The organism is Staphylococcus parequorum, from assembly GCF_039237145.1.
GTDB classification, from domain to species: Bacteria; Bacillota; Bacilli; order Staphylococcales; family Staphylococcaceae; genus Staphylococcus; species Staphylococcus equorum_A.
This window is the reverse complement of record NZ_CP150682.1, coordinates 929,164-949,107: the sequence shown is the minus strand read 5'-3', so window position 1 is coordinate 949,107 and position 19,944 is coordinate 929,164. Positions and strand designations below refer to the sequence as shown.

Annotated in this window: 21 protein-coding genes and 1 pseudogene; 5 read left to right on the top strand and 17 right to left on the bottom strand. The window is 32.6% G+C overall.

The genetic code is table 11. The features are described from left to right. Positions 1-78: 78 nt before the first annotated feature. The 7 genes and pseudogenes from cobA to AAA453_RS04340 form a co-directional block, all read right to left on the bottom strand. On the bottom strand, positions 79-1,026 hold the full coding sequence (gene cobA / locus AAA453_RS04370) for a uroporphyrinogen-III C-methyltransferase (protein ID WP_427706527.1): 948 nt from the start codon (positions 1,024-1,026) through the stop codon (positions 79-81). Continuing rightward, complete coding sequence (locus AAA453_RS04365) at positions 1,017-1,331, bottom strand: nitrite reductase (NAD(P)H) small subunit (protein ID WP_427706525.1); 315 nt, start codon at positions 1,329-1,331, stop codon at positions 1,017-1,019. Before AAA453_RS04365 ends, cobA begins: the two co-directional genes overlap by 10 nt. 2 nt (positions 1,332-1,333) lie before the next feature. Then, positions 1,334-3,739: pseudogene (nirB, locus tag AAA453_RS04360) on the bottom strand (nitrite reductase large subunit NirB). Further along, complete coding sequence (locus tag AAA453_RS04355) at positions 3,732-4,196, bottom strand: precorrin-2 dehydrogenase/sirohydrochlorin ferrochelatase family protein (RefSeq protein WP_069817488.1); 465 nt, start codon at positions 4,194-4,196, stop codon at positions 3,732-3,734. Before AAA453_RS04355 ends, nirB begins: the two are co-directional and overlap by 8 nt. Further along, positions 4,165-4,917, bottom strand: coding sequence for a sirohydrochlorin chelatase (locus tag AAA453_RS04350; RefSeq protein ID WP_427706523.1), 753 nt, complete (start codon positions 4,915-4,917; stop codon positions 4,165-4,167). The genes AAA453_RS04355 and AAA453_RS04350 overlap by 32 nt, the downstream gene beginning before the upstream one ends. 138 nt (positions 4,918-5,055) lie before the next feature. Then, positions 5,056-5,592 (bottom strand): GNAT family N-acetyltransferase, encoded by a 537-nt coding sequence (locus AAA453_RS04345; RefSeq protein ID WP_069817484.1) that lies wholly within the window; start codon positions 5,590-5,592, stop codon positions 5,056-5,058. Positions 5,593-5,781: 189 nt separating this feature from the next. Further along, on the bottom strand, positions 5,782-6,600 hold the full coding sequence (locus tag AAA453_RS04340; RefSeq protein ID WP_069832933.1) for a formate/nitrite transporter family protein: 819 nt from the start codon (positions 6,598-6,600) through the stop codon (positions 5,782-5,784). 201 nt (positions 6,601-6,801) lie between these two features. Here AAA453_RS04340 and AAA453_RS04335 point away from each other — a divergent pair, with 201 nt between their 5' ends. After that, entirely contained in the window at positions 6,802-7,203 is a 402-nt protein-coding gene (locus AAA453_RS04335; RefSeq protein ID WP_069817479.1) for an Rrf2 family transcriptional regulator, read from the top strand. 68 nt (positions 7,204-7,271) lie between these two features. On the opposite strand, the gene AAA453_RS04330 is transcribed toward AAA453_RS04335, so the two are convergent. Then, positions 7,272-7,973 (bottom strand): GntR family transcriptional regulator, encoded by a 702-nt coding sequence (locus AAA453_RS04330; protein ID WP_069817477.1) that lies wholly within the window; start codon positions 7,971-7,973, stop codon positions 7,272-7,274. Between the two features lie 168 nt (positions 7,974-8,141). On the opposite strand from AAA453_RS04330, the gene AAA453_RS04325 reads away from it, so the two are divergent. Next, complete coding sequence (locus tag AAA453_RS04325) at positions 8,142-10,037, top strand: beta-glucoside-specific PTS transporter subunit IIABC (protein ID WP_427706521.1); 1,896 nt, start codon at positions 8,142-8,144, stop codon at positions 10,035-10,037. 23 nt (positions 10,038-10,060) lie between these two features. Further along, positions 10,061-11,503 carry a 6-phospho-beta-glucosidase gene (locus tag AAA453_RS04320; protein ID WP_427706518.1) on the top strand — a complete coding sequence of 481 codons (1,443 nt, stop codon included), beginning with the start codon at positions 10,061-10,063 and terminating at the stop codon, positions 11,501-11,503. Positions 11,504-11,730: 227 nt separating this feature from the next. On the opposite strand, the gene AAA453_RS04315 is transcribed toward AAA453_RS04320, so the two are convergent. From AAA453_RS04315 to AAA453_RS04305, 3 genes are all read right to left on the bottom strand, one after another. Further along, positions 11,731-11,907, bottom strand: coding sequence for a hypothetical protein (locus tag AAA453_RS04315; RefSeq protein WP_176721553.1), 177 nt, complete (start codon positions 11,905-11,907; stop codon positions 11,731-11,733). Positions 11,908-11,990: 83 nt separating this feature from the next. Next, on the bottom strand, positions 11,991-12,464 hold the full coding sequence (locus AAA453_RS04310) for an SRPBCC family protein (RefSeq protein ID WP_069817463.1): 474 nt from the start codon (positions 12,462-12,464) through the stop codon (positions 11,991-11,993). Continuing rightward, positions 12,465-13,058, bottom strand: coding sequence for a DNA-binding protein (locus AAA453_RS04305; RefSeq protein WP_427706516.1), 594 nt, complete (start codon positions 13,056-13,058; stop codon positions 12,465-12,467). A 159-nt stretch (positions 13,059-13,217) separates the two neighbouring features. Here AAA453_RS04305 and AAA453_RS04300 point away from each other — a divergent pair, with 159 nt between their 5' ends. Next, complete coding sequence (locus tag AAA453_RS04300) at positions 13,218-13,556, top strand: PadR family transcriptional regulator (RefSeq protein ID WP_427706514.1); 339 nt, start codon at positions 13,218-13,220, stop codon at positions 13,554-13,556. Continuing rightward, complete coding sequence (locus AAA453_RS04295) at positions 13,537-14,316, top strand: hypothetical protein (RefSeq protein ID WP_427706512.1); 780 nt, start codon at positions 13,537-13,539, stop codon at positions 14,314-14,316. The genes AAA453_RS04300 and AAA453_RS04295 overlap by 20 nt, the downstream gene beginning before the upstream one ends. 92 nt (positions 14,317-14,408) lie before the next feature. Here the strand turns inward: AAA453_RS04295 and AAA453_RS04290 are convergent, their stop codons facing one another. From AAA453_RS04290 to AAA453_RS04265, 6 genes are all read right to left on the bottom strand, one after another. Next, positions 14,409-14,924 carry a YceI family protein gene (locus AAA453_RS04290; protein WP_069817455.1) on the bottom strand — a complete coding sequence of 172 codons (516 nt, stop codon included), beginning with the start codon at positions 14,922-14,924 and terminating at the stop codon, positions 14,409-14,411. 177 nt (positions 14,925-15,101) lie between these two features. Beyond that, the gene (gene adcA / locus AAA453_RS04285; RefSeq protein WP_427706510.1) at positions 15,102-16,658 is read right to left on the bottom strand and encodes a zinc ABC transporter substrate-binding lipoprotein AdcA; all 1,557 of its coding nucleotides are present in this window, start codon (positions 16,656-16,658) and stop codon (positions 15,102-15,104) included. 158 nt (positions 16,659-16,816) lie between these two features. Beyond that, positions 16,817-17,425, bottom strand: a complete 609-nt coding sequence (locus AAA453_RS04280; protein ID WP_427706508.1) for a DsbA family protein — start codon at positions 17,423-17,425, stop codon at positions 16,817-16,819. Positions 17,426-17,468: 43 nt separating this feature from the next. Further along, positions 17,469-17,837: a cystatin-like fold lipoprotein gene (locus tag AAA453_RS04275; RefSeq protein ID WP_427706506.1), complete on the bottom strand. Its 369-nt coding sequence runs from the start codon at positions 17,835-17,837 to the stop codon at positions 17,469-17,471. A 190-nt stretch (positions 17,838-18,027) separates the two neighbouring features. Further along, positions 18,028-18,360 (bottom strand): ASCH domain-containing protein, encoded by a 333-nt coding sequence (locus tag AAA453_RS04270; protein ID WP_427706504.1) that lies wholly within the window; start codon positions 18,358-18,360, stop codon positions 18,028-18,030. A gap of 119 nt (positions 18,361-18,479) precedes the next feature. Then, positions 18,480-19,925, bottom strand: coding sequence for an MDR family MFS transporter (locus AAA453_RS04265; protein WP_069817448.1), 1,446 nt, complete (start codon positions 19,923-19,925; stop codon positions 18,480-18,482). Positions 19,926-19,944 lie beyond the last annotated feature (19 nt).

Here is a 19,944-nt window from a genome sequence, read left to right as displayed (position 1 = left end):
TAAAAGCTGAGACATGTGATATGTCCCAGCCTCATCATCTTTTTATTTTGGTGTTATCAGTTATCCTCTGAAATCACCTTATTTTATATCCTTAGTGTGAATTTCTTCATCAAAATGCTGCATTAATTGTTGTTCTATAAACAACTGTTGGCTGTGATGAAGTTCATGCTTTTCATCAGGATTAATTATGCACCATCCATCTTTTTCATAGATATCAAATGCTTGTTTAATTGCTTCTAAACGCAGTCCAGTAATTAAATATTTCTTAGGAATACTTTGGTTTAAAGCACTTTTAATATTTTCACAGGCTGCTATATCTCCAACAATCACCATGCCAGGTGATATATGGTCTAAATCATCAGAAACCTGCTCCGCAATTGTAGTTACTCTACCTATGATGTGTTTTTCATTATAAGAAGAAACATTAAATATGAGCAAGACTGGATAATCAACTTGTGTAGTCTGATATATATCCTTCATAATTTCACTCAATCGCTTCACACCCATATAAATAGCTAACGTACCTCCGTTTATAAGTGTTGTAACATCAACTTGTTGCTGATTACTTTTATTCAGATATCCTGTAGCAAAAGTGACACTATGAGCGATATTTCGAATTGTTAATCCTAAACCTACTGAGGCTACAGCAGCACTCGCTGTTGTAATACCTGGTACAACTTCAAAATCAATGCCTGCTTGTGATAATGTAACAACCTCTTCATGGACTCTACCAAAAATTGCCGGATCTCCACCCTTCAATCTAACAACACATCTATGTTGCTTTGCAGCTGAAATTAACTTTTCATTTATGACTTGTTGTTGTATATGCTTACGGTATGCTTCCTTACCCACATTTATAATTTCAATTTCTGGTCTTACTAATTGTAAAATGAATGGATTGACTAATCTGTCATACAATATGATATCTGCACTTCGAATGAGACGTTCGGCCTTTCTTGTTAATAATTCCGGATGCCCAGGTCCAGCACCTATGAGATATACTTTGCCATAAGTATTTATAGGCATATATACACAGCTCCATTATGAATTTCTACAGCGTAAACATCCACACACCCTGTATCTGGTGGCTGTACGAGACCCGTTTTCAAATCTATTTTTTGATCATGCAAAGGACAATATACAAATTCACTACTCACTGTACCTTCTGAAAGTGGTCCTTGCTTATGGGGGCATCTATTATGAACTGCGTGTATTTCACCTGATTCTGTTAAAAATAGGCCAATTTCGATATCATTTATGATTACCTTTTTGCCAACTAAAGGAACAAGCTCATCGACCATTGCTACTTTTATTTTTTCTAATGCTTTCATAATTAAACTTTCTCCACTTCAAATATTTTTTGTGCTGCTTCATTATTTAAAATGTGTGTCCATGGTTCAGCTTCTATAGCTTTTTTCACTTCCATAATACGATTAAACAAATCGTCTTGTCTTTCTTGATTTAATAAAACTGTTTGAACATTTTCAAAACCTAACCGTTTTATCCACGGTGCAGTACGTTCTGCATAAATACCGGTTTCTCTATAATATTGCATCATCGCACCACATAATTTAATGACCTCATCTTCTGTTTCGACGGTAGTTAAATGCATTCCCTCTGTTACATCCGTACCGCCATTGCCCCCAATATAAATTTGAAATCCATTTTCAACGCTGATGACACCAAAGTCTTTAACACCGGATTCTACACAGCTTCTTGGACAACCAGAGATACCCATTTTAAATTTATGTGGCGTATCGATGTATTCGAATGTTTTTTCTAAACGAATACCTAATTGTGTAGTATATTGCGTACCAAATCTGCAAAATTCCTTACCGACACAACTTTTAACTGAGCGCGTCTTTTTCGCATAGGCTGAAGTAGAACGCATACCTAAATCAGCCCATATTTGTGGTAGTAATTCTTTTTTAACACCATACAAGCCTATACGTTGAGAGCCTGTCACTTTCACTAATGGCACATCATATTTTTTAGCAACTTCTCCTAAACGTATTAATTGATCTGCATTCGTAACACCGCCGCGCATTTGGGGAATTACTGAAAATGTGCCATCATTTTGAATATTGGCATGATAGCGTTCATTTGCAAAGCGTGATTCAATTTCGTCATTGTGCTCAAATGGATAAACCATATTCAAATAATAATTAATAGCTGGTCTACACTTTGGACAACCTGCCTTATCATTAAAATTGAGCGCATGGCGTACTTCCTTAGACGTTTTCAACCCTTTTGCTCTTATCTGAGTAACAATTTGATTACGTGTGAGCTCAGTACATGCGCATATACCAGATGGTTTAGAATCAACAAAATCATCACCTAATGTATACTCTAAAATATGACCAATTTGTCCTTTACACTTACCACAAGAATTGCCAGCTTTTGTTTCTTTTGTGACTGCTTCTACACTTGTAAGGCCATGTTCATTAATCGCACTCACAATCTTACCTTTGCTGACACCATTACATCCACATACTGTCTCATCATCTGACATGTCAACAATACTTATTTCACGCGTTTCTCCGCCCTTATGCATAAGTGAAACCATTGTGTAATCCTCTAATGGTTCTTGTTTTTTCATCATATTAAAAAATCTCGGACCATCATCAATATCTCCGTATAAAACTGCTCCAACAATGCTGTCATCTTTCAAAAACACTTTCTTATAGTGGTTATTAACACTATCAAAAACCTCTACACCTTGGATATCTATACCTTCTGTAATTTGACCAGCGCTATATAAATCACAGCCCGAAACTTTTAAAGAAGTAAATGTTGTGGAACCTCGATAACCTTCTGTTTCTCGACCGGTTAAATGGTCTGCTAACACTTTACCTTGTTCATATAATGGTGCAACTAATCCATATACTTTACCATTGTGTTCTGCACATTCACCTATTGCAAAAATAGTTTCATCACTCGTTTGCATATAATCATTAACGACAATACCTCTATTCACTTTTAAGCCACTTTCCTGTGCAACTTGTGTATACGGTCGAATACCAACTGCCATGACCACTATATCTGCTTTTAATGTTGTTCCATCTGCTAACAACACGCCTGTAACATCTTCTTGTCCAAGTATTTCTTGTGTACTTGCCTGCAATTTAAAGTTCATTCCCTGTGCTTCTAAATCTGTTTTCAACAAATCTGCAGCCTTTCTATCTAATTGCATTTCCATAAGCCATTCAGCAAGATGTACCACAGTGACTTCCATACCTTGGTCCATTAATCCACGTGCACATTCTAATCCCAGCAAACCACCGCCAATTACGATAGCATGTTACTTTGATTTAGCAATTCCAATCATACGCTCAGTGTCTTCGATCGTTCTCCAACCTATTACGCTCGGTAAAGTCGCCCCTGGTATAGGTAATACAAAAGCACTTGAACCCGTAGCAAATATACAAATATCGTAATGACATCTTAGGCCATCAGCCGTAATCACTTGTTTTAGTTCTCGATTAATCTCTACTACTGGATCATTCGTAATCAGCTGAATATCATTGTCTTTATACCACTCAAAAGGATTCATAATGGTTTCATCCACTGTCATCTTTTTCTGCAATATATTTGATAGCATGATTCGATTATAATTTGGATAGGGTTCCTTACCGATAATCGTTATGTTATATTGTTGTGCATCGCGTTCTAATATTTCTTCAATCGTGCGTATGCCCGCCATACCATTACCAATCATTACTAACTGCTTTTTAGACATCGTCTTCCTCCTCATACACTTCATTTAAAAATGTTTGTACCGCCTTTGATAGTTGTTTCACTCCGCTACAATTTGTGCCATTTGATCTAAAATGAATGTTTATGTCTTTGTATTTTATTTCTGACATATTATAAAAATCAGATTGCGCTTTATCACTGATATGGTTAACAAGTTGATAAGGCTTCGCCTCTTGCTTAATTAGATTATTAATATCTTCGTCATCTGTTGCAGCAAAAATAATATCCGCATGTTTAATATCTTCGCTGTCATAACACTTTGTAAACAACTTCATTTTAGGATATTCCATTTCAAAAAATTCTGGTAAAAATTTTTTACTTATAATAACTAGCGACTGTATATCTTCCTTAATAAGTTGTCGCACTTTTCTATACGCAACTTTACCTGCGCCAACCACTACAACACGTTTATCTGACAAGTTGAGTTGAATTGGATACACTTTCTAACACCTCTAATTGTTTAATTCTTTCTGTGATTATCATTGAGAGCAAAGGTTCAAAATTAATAGCTGATGCATAATGAATATTACAATCATCATTCATATGTGCTATATGGTATTTTGCTTTGTTCACCAAAAAGCCGTCGTAGAAAAATATGGGGACAATCAATATGTCTATATTATTTTTTAAATAGTGCTGTAACTTAAAGCGATAACTGTAGTCACCATATAATGTCATCATAGAAATAGGTGTTTCAAAAACATCACACGCTTGAGTTAACTGCCATAAAGCAATATCAGGATGACGATAACGTTCGCTGCCATGAGCCATTAAAATAATATGCTGTATTTTAGGATGCCTTTTAACTTTAGCTAAAATTTTCTGTTTAACTAGCGTTGTCATTAATTTATGTGTGCCAAGTGGCTCAGCAAATTTATATTCAATATGTGGATATCTATACTCATAAAGTTTTAAAATCATAGGGATATCTTCTAAATAATGCTTTGCTGGAAAAAGCAAAAGTGGAATGATATTAAAACTTTTAGTACCCTGTTGAATAAGTTTGTCTAGTACTTGTTCAAGACATTGATTTTTACTTTCTAAGAAAGCAATATGATAATCATGTACGTTACGACTTAACAATTGCTCCAAAAAATCATGAAGTTCTTTATTTTGTTTCCCTTTATTCATGCCATGAATAACAAGTATATGCTCTGTCATGTGATGCCCCCTTTCTTTACACTTGCATTGTAATATAAATCCAGTTGCTTTTGTGAATAAAATCACATAACAAATTAAAAATAGGGAATCCCCTTATTCAATTACTAATGGGATTCCCTATGCATTTTATTCAATTTATTAAAATGGTGGCGTACCTAACACTTCTTCATCAAAACTTTCTGGTATAAGCACTTTTCTCATAATAACTCCTAAATCTCCATCGTTACTCTCATGCTCACCGTATATTTCATAGCCACGTTTTTTATAAATATCTAGTAGCCAAGGGTGTAAACGTGCTGATGTACCAAGCGTCACTGCTGGTGCTTTAAGTGTGTCTCTTAAATAAGTCTCCTCAACATATTTTAACAACTGACTTCCAATACCTTTACCATCATATGACGGCTTCGTAGCGAACCACCAAACAAACGGATATATTGAGATACGACGTTTTCCTTCCCAAGGATAACGTACAGTAAGTGTTGAAATTATTTCATGCTCATCTTCTAGTACAAACATCGTACTTGTTTTAATATTCTTTTTAACTAATTCAACATTCGCATTAACTGATGGCCAATCTATACCTAATTCTCTTAATGGGGTAAAAGATTCATACATCAATTTTTGTAATGCCTCCGCGTCTGATTCCACAGCAACTCTTATATTATATTCAGACATTTTGTCACTCCTTCTCATTTATAGCTTATTCATTCATAGATAACATCCCTAAAAAATCATAAACCATTTACAATCATATCAATACAATATGGCTTCTTAATTATTGAGTCAATTATTATGTTTTAAAAATCGAAAAAAGCACCATCACAAAATAAATTATGATCGTGCTTGTTACTATTATGAATACCATTAATTATGTAAGCTATTTCGTTTACCATTTAAATATGCGTAAACTAGACCAACGAAAATACCACCACCAATATAGTTACCTATAAAGGCGAACACAATATTTTTCAATACGTGTAACCATGCGACTACATCAAAATCATAAAACACCATACCTGCGTATAGCCCTGCATTAAATACAACGTGCTCATAACCCATAAATACAAAGACAATGACGCCACTAGCAATGAAAAATGCTTTAGTTAGACCGTCTTTAAATTGAATTGATAAATAAATACCAATATTAATAAAGAAATTACAAAATATGGCTTTACCTAAAATGCCATACCATGTGGCATCTATCGTCTTACCATTAACAAGTTTCGTTAAGCTTGCAACCATGTCTGAGGTCATAATCGGGGTGAATTTCATTAAACCAAACAGGATAAATCCACCTATTATATTAAATAGAAAACATACCATCATAATACCCAATGCTTTATTCATGCCAATAACTTTATAATACCAACCAACTGTTAAAAACATAAAGTTACTCGTTAATAATTCTGAATGTGACAGTACAATTAAAACCAAGGCTAAACTGAATGAAATAGCTCCCATTAAATTAATTAAACCTTCATTTGTACCTGCAAATTGTGTTTTTATAGCTAGCATAAATACCGTTACAATTGCTAGTAAGAATCCTGACATAATTGATTTAAGCGCATAACGACCAGGTGTCTTATCAAACAAAACTTCCTTCATTTGTACTTGATTATTAATATTATCAATCGTTTCTCTCGACATGTAAGTGTCCTTAATGGATTTATTATTATCTACCAAGAAATATGCCCCCTTTTTGATTTAAAAAAATGATAATTTATCTATACCAATAATGTTATTATATTAGTTTCATTTGATATTTAATAGTCAAAAAATAAGTTTTTCAATTTTAAAATTTAATATATTGCGCGTTAGTTTAAAATAACGTAAACTTTACTTGTACTAGAAATACACACAAGTAAACCTAAAGGAGGCATATACTTGAATACACAATTCTCTGTTTCAATCCATATTCTCTCTCTGTTAGCTATAAAAAATGAACCTGTTTCAAGTCAATATATCGCTGACAGTATTAATAGTAACGCCACTTTAGTGAGAAAATTATGCCGTTATTTAAGAGACGGTAATTTTATACAGAGTAGCCAAGGCATCGCGGGTTATAGTTTATCTAGCGCATCCCATGATATTAGGTTAGGTGATTTATATAAGCTGATTTTTTCTAACACTACCCATTTCGCAAAAATTCATGGTCATACGAACACAGATTGTCCTGTAGGGAAAAATATTACCCACGCACTTGATGAAATATATAGTGATGTAGACGAAACGATTGTAAATAAACTTAATACCTATACGATTAAAAGTGTCATTGATCGCTTTTAAATAAATAACGCTTGATTATCTTGCTATATGCTTAATTTTCATTAAGTAAAACAAGATAACCAAGTGTTTCATTTTTGTGAAGGAATATAGAAATGAGCGTTCTGATAATGGTATATCAGATGCGAACAATCAAATGGTATGCCGGTTGTTGTATAAAATACTTGTTCATAATTTAAGCAAGGATCGCCCTCATCCAATTCTAATAATTCAGCTTCTTCTTCTTCCAATTTATCTACATTAAAATAAACATCTGAGAACCCAATCTTCACTTTTAAGTTTTGTTCTAAATATTTAAAAATAGACTTTTCTGCTATAGATTCATTTAAAAATAGCACGATATCTTTATTAAAATACGACTGCTCGAAACAAAATATTTCACCATCTACATAAACAATACGCTCTAAAACATAGACTAATGTATCTTTGTCTAACTTTAATTTTTGCCGAACGCTTTCTGGTGCAATGACTTCCTCAACGCGCAATACCTTATTTGTTACATTTAGTCCCGTAAATTCATCACTAAAACCGCCAGTTGAAAAGAGATTAAGATATCCATCTCTTTTTTTATTACGCACATAGATGCCACTACCGCGTGCTTGATAAATATTCCCTTGTTTTTCTAATATTTCCAAAGCTTTAATAATCGTGCTTTTACTCACATCATATTTTATTTTTAATGCCTCAACACTTGGTAATTTATCCCCTGCTTGAAATTGACCACTTTCTATATATTCATTCATTTGTTGAGCAATTTGTTCATACTTGAGCATACACTTACCCCTTTTATATTAAAATTCACCCAATTATAACATGAATGCTAATTTAAACTACCGAACTTTTTATTTGTAAGGGTCTTTACAAATTGTACCGGTACAATTAGAATATAGGAAACGATTACACAAATCGTGTTGATTAACTTATTAAAGGGGTTGGGAAATGTGGCAGACAAAAATAAAATACTCGCACAAAGTATATTAGAGGCAGTTGGGGGTGAAGCAAACCTTGTCAATAGCACGCACTGTGCAACCAGATTACGATTAGTATTAAAAAGATCTATTCCAAATGCTAAGAAAAAAGTATCGGAAATAGATGGTGTCGTGACTGTTGTGGAAAATAATGGTCAATTTCAAGTTGTCATAGGAAATAACGTCGGTGAAGTATTTAAATTTTTTGAAGCTTTAACAAGTGAACAACCATCGGATGATAATGAACAATCTGAAAATAAAGGGTCAATACTTAACCGTGTCATCGCGACGATGTCTGCAGTGTTCGCACCATTTATTTACATTTTAGCTGCTGCTGGTATATTACAAGGTTTATTAATAATCATAAAACTGATTATTCCATCCTTTGAAAACACAGGCACTTATGAAGTTTTTAATTTCATGTCCTGGGCCCCTTTCACATTCTTACCAATATTCATCGCAATTACTGCTTCACGCCATTTTAATGTAAATACTTATATTGCAATTGCTTGTACTGCAGCATTGGTGAGTCCTGATTTAACAGGAATGGTAGAAAGAATACAAAGCGGTGAAACAATTAAATTATTTGGCATGCCGCTTACAGAGACAAGTTACACTTCATCTGTATTGCCACCCCTTTTCTTAGTGTGGATATTATCCTATATTGAAAAATACTTAAACAAATGGATACATGATGTAGTAAGACCTTTATTCACACCATTTTTAAGTATCGTCATTATGGTTCCTGTTACATTACTCGTTATTGGACCAATCACTACACTTGGCGCACATGGTATTGCCGCTGGTTTCAACTTTCTCGTTGAAGTTGCGCCATGGTTAGCTGGCGCACTTATTGGCGGTTTGTGGCAAATCTTTGTAATATTCGGTGTGCATTGGGGCATCACGCCTATGGTTTTAGCAAACTTTGAGCAACATCAAAGTGATTCATTCCAAGCTTTCCAAACAATTGCCGTTATTTCTCAAATCGGTGCTGTTATAGGTGTGTTAATTAAATCTAAGCGTACAGAAATTAAACGTGTCGCTTCTTCAGCAGGTGTTACAGGCATTTTTGGAATTACTGAACCTTCAATATATGGTATCAATTTACGCTTTAAAAAACCCTTTATTATTGCATGTATCAGCGGCGCCTTAGGTGCATTTGTTGCAAGTTTCTTTAATCCTAAATATTATGCATACGCAGGGCTGCCTGGCCCTATAACAATTATTAATGGATATAGTCCTGATAACCCTTCATCTATTTGGGGCATTTTATTAGGATCAGTAATTGCTATCATCTTACCTATCATATTAATTCAATTCTTAGGTTATGGTCATGATACGACAGAGGAAGTAGAAGACACAGAAGTTAACTCAAGTACTATTCCACAAGCAGTTTCAACAAATAGCAATCTTGAAACACTTATTCATAGTCCTTTAGATGGGCAAATCCTTCCTTTAACTGAAGTCGATGACCCTATTTTCTCAGAAGGTATGATGGGTCAAGGTATTGCTATAAAACCTGCAAATAATACAGTTCACGCACCACTTGAAGGCACTGTAAGTATGATTGCTGTAAGTGAACATGCAATTGGCATTACATCTCCTGACGGTGTAGAACTATTGATTCATGTTGGTTTAGAAACTGTGGAGTTAAAAGGAGAAGGTTTTGAATTACTAGTTAATGAAAATGATGAAGTCAAACTAGGACAACCTTTATTGCATTTCAATCAAAAGTGGCTTGAATCAAGTGGATACGATACTGTAATTCCAATCATTGTCACTAATTCAGCTGAATTTAGTGAAGTAATTACTACGGATGCAGTACAAGTTTCGCAAAATGATGCATTACTAACAATTATAAATAAATAATAAGAATAAAGGAGTATATAATAATGACTAAATTACCAAAAGACTTTTTATGGGGTGGCGCTCTTGCTGCCAATCAATTTGAAGGTGGTTACGATAAAGACGGAAAAGGCTTAAGTGTTATTGATGTAATGACTAATGGAGAACATGGCAAGCCTCGTGAAATCACACAAGATGTAGACCCAAATAAATATTACCCAAATCATGTAGGTATAGATTTTTATAATCGTTATAAAGAAGACATCGCATTATTTAATGAAATGGGATTAAATTGTTTACGTACATCAATCGCTTGGTCTCGTATCTTCCCAAATGGAGATGAAATAGAACCTAATGAAGCAGGACTACAATTTTACGATAATATTTTTGATGAATTGTTAAAATATGGTATTGAGCCAGTGATTACTTTGTCTCATTTTGAAATGCCATTACATTTAGCACGTGAATATGGTGGTTTTAGAAATAGAAAAGTAGCAGATTTCTTTGCTCAATTTGCAGAAACTGTATTCAAGCGTTACAAGGATAAAGTTAAATATTGGATGACTTTTAATGAAATTAATAACCAAATGGATATAGATAATCCGATTTTCTTATGGACAAACTCAGGCGTCCTTATAGAAGAAGATGAAAACCCAGAAGAAGTACTGTATCAAGTCGCTCATAATGAATTAATCGCGAGTGCAAAAGCTGTAAAAATAGGTAGAGCAATTAACCCTGATTTTGAAATAGGATTAATGATTTCTCATGTAGCAATATATCCTTATTCTTGTAATCCAGAAGATATGATGGAATCTGTAAAAGCAAATCGTTTACGTTTCTTCTTCCCAGATGTCCAAGTTCGAGGCTACTATCCTAGCTATGCAAATAAAATGTTAGAACAAAAGAATTATGATATTGGTTGGCAAGAAGGAGATGACAAAATTTTATCAGAAGGTAAAGTTGATTATATTGGTTTTAGCTACTATATGTCTACTGCTGTTAAACACGATGCAAAATCATATACTGGAGAAAATGTTACCAATGGTGGGTTAGCGAATTCTGTCGATAATCCTCACATTCAGCAAAGTGATTGGGGTTGGGCCATTGATCCTACAGGTCTACGCTATACTTTGAATATATTATATGACCGTTACCAAATACCACTTTTCATCGTTGAAAATGGCTTTGGTGCTGTAGATGAAATTGATGAAAACGGTAAAATTCATGATACGTATCGTATCGATTATTTAAAAGCACATATTAATGCAGCAATCACAGCAGTTGACGAAGATGGTGTTGATCTAATGGGCTATACACCATGGGGTATTATAGACATTATTTCTTTCACTACAGGAGAGATGAAAAAACGTTATGGTTTAATTTATGTCGATAGAGATAACCAAGGCAATGGTACTTTAGAACGCAGAAAGAAAGATTCTTTTGATTGGTATCGCAATGTTATTGAAACAAATGGTGAATCATTAAATTAATAATAACGACTGTAATTTTCACTGACACCTGTGGTAATAGTACTAGTCATAGACTAATGCTTTTGACTACTACCTAAGTTAAGCATTATGAAGGATATTGATTTACTTAAGTATGCGCAAACAGAACTGACGACAAAGCCTGAGACTTTGTCGTCAGTATGAAGAGTAGTACGGAACTCTAATTAGAAAAATTAGAGTTCCGTACTACTCTCTTTTTATATAAAATATTAGTTTTTATACCTACTTAACACATGTAAACCATAGGCAAAAATACCATATCCTGTTAATGTACGTATAAACCATTTAAATGTAGTATGACTCAAACTTTTTTCATTTAAAAATAACGCGGGTACTAGCGTACTCACTGAATATAGTCCAAGTACTTTAACATAACGTTTATTCAATACACTCACCTCTTTTCATATACTATTATATCGAAAAGAGAGTTGGAATAAACAGGTAATTTCCAACATCTTATTGACTATTCTTATAATTTTGTTAAAAGTGTCTCTAAATTATCAAAAGTACTATTCATACCCTCTTCTACACCCATATCCAACAATTGTTGAGCTGCTTTAGGATCTGGCAATTCTGCTATAGATTTTATCGTAGTCAAACCTTTACTGTTTTCTTCTATATGAATGATGTTATGCATACCTGCCATTTTTTCATCAATATTACCATCTTTGTCTGCAAAGTAATCATAATAATCAATTAGCGTCGGTTCTTTCACTTCATTATAATTAGTCACAGTATAGCTTGTACCTTGAGGCGCACGTATAGCGAAAAATGCATGTCCACCAGTCTGAACATTAAATTTAAATACTTCAGTCTTTGCACCTTGTGGGTGAAACCATTGTTCAAATAAAGCACGGTCAGTATACGCTTTAAATATATTTTGTGCCGTTGTATTAAAATCTCTCGTAAAAATTATTTTGTTTTCCTCAACTTGAACTGTCATTTACGATTCTCCTTTATCCATAATTACATATGATATTATCTTTTTTACTTTAGCATTTTTACTATGGCTTTCAAATTCAAAGAAGTCCGCAAAATAAATTGTATCTCCATTTTGAGCAATTTGAGTGCCATGTATCGCTCCTAATTTACCATGAGAAATATTATGGGTCACTTCCAATGAATCAATATCGACTTTATGTGCGTTTAATTCATCATAAAACGCTTCAAAACCATGCAATTCAAAAGCGCCAGGAACCTCCCATATAAAATCTGCTGTAACAGCTTCCAATAATTGCACTTTATCTACTAATATTGAGCCTATTAAAAAATCTAACATTATCTTCCTTTTGGGTGCATTATCACAATTTAAATCCCCCGTTAATTTAAATGGTAAATCTGACTCCGTTTCATTTTTAAAATTTAAGTCGATATCTGTTAATGCTACATGAAGTATTTCAATCGCTTTAGGACCAATACCATGTATGCCTAATAATGTTGTTCGCTCATATTGTACAACTTCTTCTAACGTTACGACACCTATATCATTAAGAGCTTGGGTTGCAGGCCGTCCTATTTTTGGTAAATCTGTCGCCATGTGATCTCCCCCTATCTTATGTATCACTATACCCATTTCATCGCTTAATTATTTATCAACAAATATTAATTATGACTTACTATCTTTTATCGTAAGGTAGTTGACAAAGCGTACAATTCCAACTATCTTATATTATAAGATAGTGAAAAGAGGGATTACATGTCAATTTCAAATCAAATGATGAAAGGATTGTTAGATGGCGCCATATTGGGACTGATTTCTCAAGGTGAAACATATGGTTATGAAATTCTAGATAAATTAAAATCTCAACAATTCCCTGAAATTAGTGATGGCAGTATATATCCAGTATTATTACGACTAAATAAAAATGGATATGTCACTACGATAACTAAAAAATCAGATACTGGCGGACCAAAACGTAAGTATTATTTATTAACTGAAGACGGTAAAAAAGAATTATCAAATTTCAAAAGTAAGTGGAACTATTTAAACAATGGTATGAATAATTTAATGAGGAGTGTTGACGTTGTTGACTAAAAAAGCTGAAGATTTTTTATTAAAATTAAGAATCGAATTGCTATTTCGTGGCAAGGACGAAGATGAAATTAATGCGATTGAGGAAGAATTACGTGATCATATTACAATCGCTGAAGAAAGCAATGATAATATTGATAATTTACTAAACACGCCTATCAAAAATTATGCTGATAACTTTTCTAAAGAATTGAGTTTAACTAAAGGTATTCATAAATATGTACTCTATATCATTTCATTTATGATTGTAATGACAATTGTTCCAAGAATGCTGGACAATTCATTTCAGTTAAGTTTATCTTTAATACTCTATATTTTATTCATCTTTATTGGTTCTTTTGTGTTGATATTATTTGTAGTAAAAAAAGTAATTATGCGATGGGGCGATAGTAAGAAAACATATGTTGCAGCTTTTGTTATTGCACCTTTGATTTTCGGAATTTACTTACTGTGTGAATTCGTGTTACGTAACCATCCATTATTTGTTTTTTGGTCACCCAATCAAACTACTAACTTTATAATTGGACTAATACTTTTATTAATAACGATGATTACTTGTTTTGTAATAAAACAAAAATATTTTGCTTTTTTAATATTAATCTTATGTCTCCCAGACCTTATTGGAAAAATATTTACTGGTGGAGATCATACAAGCTATAACTTCGTATTAATTGCTAGTATCGGTACTATAATTATTCTCTGGAGTCTTAGTATTTATATACTCTTTAAATATTGGCGTGAGAGAAAAGAAGAAAGTCATTAATCTATATAAAAATAGCTACTAGATACCTATATTAGGTTATCTAGTAGCTATTTCTTTTAATAAGCGTTAAATCTTAAACATTTATTTTTATATTAGTCTTCTAAAGCGAATTCTAAACTTGTTTGGAATTTCACATCTTTACCAACCATTACGCCACCTGTTTCAAGTTTTTGGTTAAATGTCATTCCATATTTTTCACGATTGATTGTACCATTTACAATAAATCCTGCAGTTTGTGCACCATTTAATGGGTTTTTGCTTGTACCTTCATAAGAAGCATCAAATGTTTCTTCTTGAGTTACATCTTTAATTGTTAAATTACCAGTTACAGATTTTTCGTCTACTGAAGTAATTTCAAATTTAATATCTGGATAGTTTTCAGTATCAAAGAAATCTCCAGTACGTAAGTGACCATCACGGTCTGCTACGTTTGTATCAACCGATTCTGCTTTAATTACGGCTGTACCTTTAAGTGAACTTAAATCATTGATGTCACCTTCTAAGTTTACATCGAAATCTTTAAATTTACCTTTAACGTTAGAAATCATTAAGTGCTTAATTGAAAATTCTACTACTGAATGTGCTGGGTCAAAATTAAATGTTGTCATAAAAAACATACCTCCAAAGTATTATTAGTTTTAGTTGATACATTTAGTATACCAGATATATTTATTATATCAAGTGAAAAGTCCGAACTTTTCATCTCCTTTAATTTCATTCCCTTAATTCACTTTTTTATTCATTTTAAATTTAAAAAGTAAATTAATTTACAGTAACTAGAATAGTTAATGCGCTAACATCTCTGCTTTAATTTCTTTACTATTTAATGCTTTAGGATAATATGTCGGCCAATTATCTAATTCTTTCATCACTTTTTCTTTATCATTACCTATAAAGATATGATAGTGATGTGCTTTCTTAGGTGCAATATTATGGTCACTAAATTGGACATACTTAGGTAAAGCTTTATCTTCATTACCTACTAATTTAAATGTATATCTTACGCCTCTGTTGCCTTTTTCATATTTCAAAATATCTTTACCATCATACTTATATTTACCTGTCGCTTTTTTACCGTTCTTTTCAAACGTAATTGAGTCGCTTGTGATATTGATATTATCTATATCTGTTTTATAACCCTTTTCGTAATATGCTTTATATTCTTTTGCTGTCATTGCATCATCTTCTTCAGCTTTATGCTTCATCACATCATCTAATGATCCATCTTTCAAATATGGATAAACTGATTGCCAATCACCTTTATAATCAGCTAATGGTCTATCTTTAACTTGATCATCCTTAAAGTAACCCTCTGAAATAGCTTTTTCATGTTTGCCTTGCTGTTTGTCATCGTTTACTTTGATATCGTTATTTAAAGCTTTATCAATATTTTCTATATTTTTATTCATAAGGGATTGGTAGGTTAAATCCTCATCCTGCTGTTGTTCTTTATTAAGTGATTCCATATTATAAAATTTTAATGGTTCAGCCTTTGTTTCTTTACGAATTGTATCTGTAACTTTATTTGAGACATTATCTTCATATAAAATATATTTTGCTCCTGAATTATTAATTTCGTTAACTACTTCTGTTAAAGCTTTTTGAGATGGGTCTTCTGCATTCATGTTTTGAACACCTTTTTGTACAAAACCATATCTTTCAGATAAATAACCTATTGATTCATGAGAAATAAACACAGCATTACCTTGTTTATCTTTCGTAACATCTTTCATTTTGTTATCTATTTTTTTTAGTTCTTTGTCTAGTTTTTTATAATTTTCTTCATAATCATTTTTGTGTTTTGGATCTTTTTTAATTAATTCATCTTTGATTTCTTTGGCGAAAGTTTGATTAAATTTAGGATCTAACCAAACATGCGGATCATATCCTCCATGATGATGTCCCTCGTGCTTATGTTCGTGCTCATGTGTATCTTCTTCGTCGTGGCTATGTTGATCTGTAAGTAACTGGGACTTGTCTAATTTATCTTCTAGCGATAATTTTTTATCATCCTCTTTTATCGTTGAAGCCACTTTTTTAGCAACAGGGTCTAGGTTGTCCCCTGTGTATAAAAACAAATCTGATTTACTCGCATTAATTATGTCTTTTTGAGTTGGTTCATAGCTATGTAAGTCTGTGCCTGCTGGATAAATTGATTCTACTGAAACATGTTCTCCTCCAATCTCTTTAGCAAATGATTTTAATGGAAAAACTGTTGTATTAATTTTTATTTTATCTTTGTCACCTTCACTTCCTGTTTCATTCGTATCAGCTTTGCCACATCCTGCTATGACAATTGCAAATGAAATGACCAAAGATATTATGTATAGTGTTTTTTTCATTCTACATCCTCCTTCAAATAGTAACGCTTACGATTTAAAATTATAAACTCCCTCCGAACAAAACGCAATACTAAATAATAATGATTACGATTTATTTTTGAGTAAAAGAAAAGCCTAAAGCACATTGTTATTACAATTTTGTACTTTAGACCATTTACTTACTTATTTTTTTCTATTAATTTTTTATAATTATCGTAATCATAAGGATCTTCTACTTTTTCTCCACCAATATAAACTGTAGGCGCTGTATCAATATTTTTGTCTTCAGCTTGTTTTTGGTCTTTCTTAGCTGCTTTCCATGATTTACTATCTTCAGTTTTATAATCTTTTTTAATTTTTTCTTTTTGGTTACTGTCGATACTTAATTTATCAATTTGTTTATCTACTAGTGATTCAGTTATCCATTCTTTTTCAGCATCGCCTTGCTGTTCAAACATTAATTTTTGAAAATCTAAATATTGTTTCGGTGCAATTTGTTGTACTGCATGCCCGGCTCTCGATCCAATAATTGAATCATCACCAAGAAAAGCCATATTCACAAATTGGTAATCTACTTTATCTTTGTCTATATAATCTTTTTTAAGTTTAGGCATAATATTACTTTCTACTTTTTTACAATAAGAACATTTAAAATCACCGTATTCTATAATTTTAATTTTCCCATTGGCACTTTGCTTGTCATCTTTATGTGCATCCTCATCACTTGAACAAGCAGTTATTAATAACATAGTAGCTATTAAACCTAAACATAGCCATAATTTTTTCATATGCTTTCCAAAACACCTCAATTTTAGATATCAGTAAATAAAATTATTCTTTAATATCCATATTTTCTTCTTTATAGTCAGGTTCATGTTTGTGTGTATATGCTTTCGAATTAAAATCTTTTAAATGTTTTGCTTTGTCGTCTTCAAATTTATAAGTATAATAATGTACCTCTTCGTCTTCTTTAAAAGGCTTATAAGCAAGCATGACATATTTACCTTTTTCATAAACGTATATATTCGCATTTTTTTTGTCGAATTTTTCTTCAAGATCACCTTTTTGTTTTTCAGATAAGTTTTCTTGATATGTTTGTTGTTTATTTACTGCTTTATCTATTTTATCAGCATACTTTCCACTACTACAGCCTGCTACAATAACCGTCGATATAGCGATCATGATCAATAATTTTTTCATTATTTGGCACACTCCTAAATCCAGTTTAACTACTCATGAATCACCTTTAAAATATACTTCTTCCATAAATATTATCATACAATGAATAACTTAAATGTTCTAGAGTGATTTTAAATTCATTCTTTTTAAATTTTTGATTTTTTACGAATAAAAATTCGGCTCGACAATTTATGCCAGGCCGAATTTATTCTTAATCTGTTAAGCGTATTTTAATTGCTAATGCACCATAATTTAATTCGTCAGTTTGCGAATATATTTGATATATGGCTGCTAATTTTTGAGAAAGCTGTTCTTCCTCTTTAGCACCAATTTCTTGATTTGTATATTGATTAACCAACGCTTGAAATGAAGGGAAATCCACTGTTTCTGTGACGACTACGTTGATTTGTTCATCCGTCTCGAGATTTGTGAAAATAATGGTATCTCCATTTTGTACTTCTTGCCTTTTTTCATCATTTAATCTTACTTCAATTGTTTTCGTCCCATTTTTAACTAAATGAAATGGTTCATTATTTAATTTCATCGAATGTTCTATGATACATACACTCCATTCTTGTATTTATGAGGTTATTTATGTTTAAAAATATCACAATTACAAATCTAATTACAGTGTTGTCTATAGTGCTTCGTACGATTAATCTATTATAATTCTTTTTGTTCTGCGCGTATTTTACGCTGACTTTTCAGCATAAACACACTGAGTAAACTGATAATAGAAATAATAACAGCAAACCAAAATGCTCCATGATAGCCACTTAATAAAGCTTCATGTTGTATTTGAGCTGCCATCTCTTGTTTTCCAATACCCTTATAATTACTCATATCAGGTGTGAAATTTTTAGAAACTTGAGTCATCACAGTAATTAAACCAGCTGTACCAATAGAAGCTGAAATTTGTTGTACTGTATTCGTCATTGATGAACCATGTGCATTCATCTCATGTGATAATTGATTCATTGTATGTGTCATTAATGGCATCAATCCTAGTGCAATACCTATCATACGAATTGCATATACCGTTGCAAGAATTGCTGATGAAGTATGTTCATCCATGATTACAAAGTAAGAAGTCGTTACTACCACAATGGACATACCAATTAATGCTAATATTTTAGCACCATACTTCTCATATAAAAATCCTGAAGCTACTGACATTATCCCCATTACAATAGCGCCAGGTAATAATATAAGCCCAGATTGAAGTGCTGAGTCTTTCATTATATTTTGAACGAACATTGGTAATATTGTTTCAGATCCAATCATTGATATCATTGTAAATGCCATAATTATAATACCTATAGCAAATTGACTGTTTTTGAATACTGAAAAGTCTAGTAATGGCGTTTTTAATTTTGTTTGGCGAACAATGAAAGTTATTACTAAGATCAATCCGCCTATTACAGTTGTTAAAACTACTGGGTCACTCCAACCATCACGTGAAATCGAACTTGTACCATAGAGTAAACCACCAAATCCTAGTATGGATAATATGATGGAGAATACGTCAACTGGCACTTTTTTATTCGTGCCCACGTTTTTCACAAACTTAAGTGCGCCGATGAATGTTAATGCTGCGATTGGTGCAACAACAAAGAAAAGTGAACGCCAATCGAAGTATTCAACAAGTACACCCGATAACGTTGGCCCTATGGCTGGTGCTAAACCAATAACTAAACCAAATGTCCCCATATACTTACCACGTTCATGAGGTTCAAAGATGTCTAATATTGTAGTCATCATAAGTGGTAACATAATTCCAGATCCTAATGCTTGAACAATTCTTCCGCCTAAAAGAATTGAAAAGTTAGGGCTAAATCCTGCAATAATTGTACCTATAAAGAATATAAATATTGCTGTTAAAAATACTTTCCTAGTTGAAAATCGTTGAATCACCATTGCTGATAATGGGACAACTACCCCATTAGTCAATAGAAAGGCTGTTGTGAGCCATTGCACTTGTGTGTAATCTATTTGAAAATCTTTCATTATACTTGGTAATGCTGTTGTTAATAACGTTTCATTTAAAAGTCCGAAGAAACCGCCAAGCAACATCATTAATATCATTAATATTTTGGTTTTTTGATTCATATTTGTCTCCTGTTTTCTT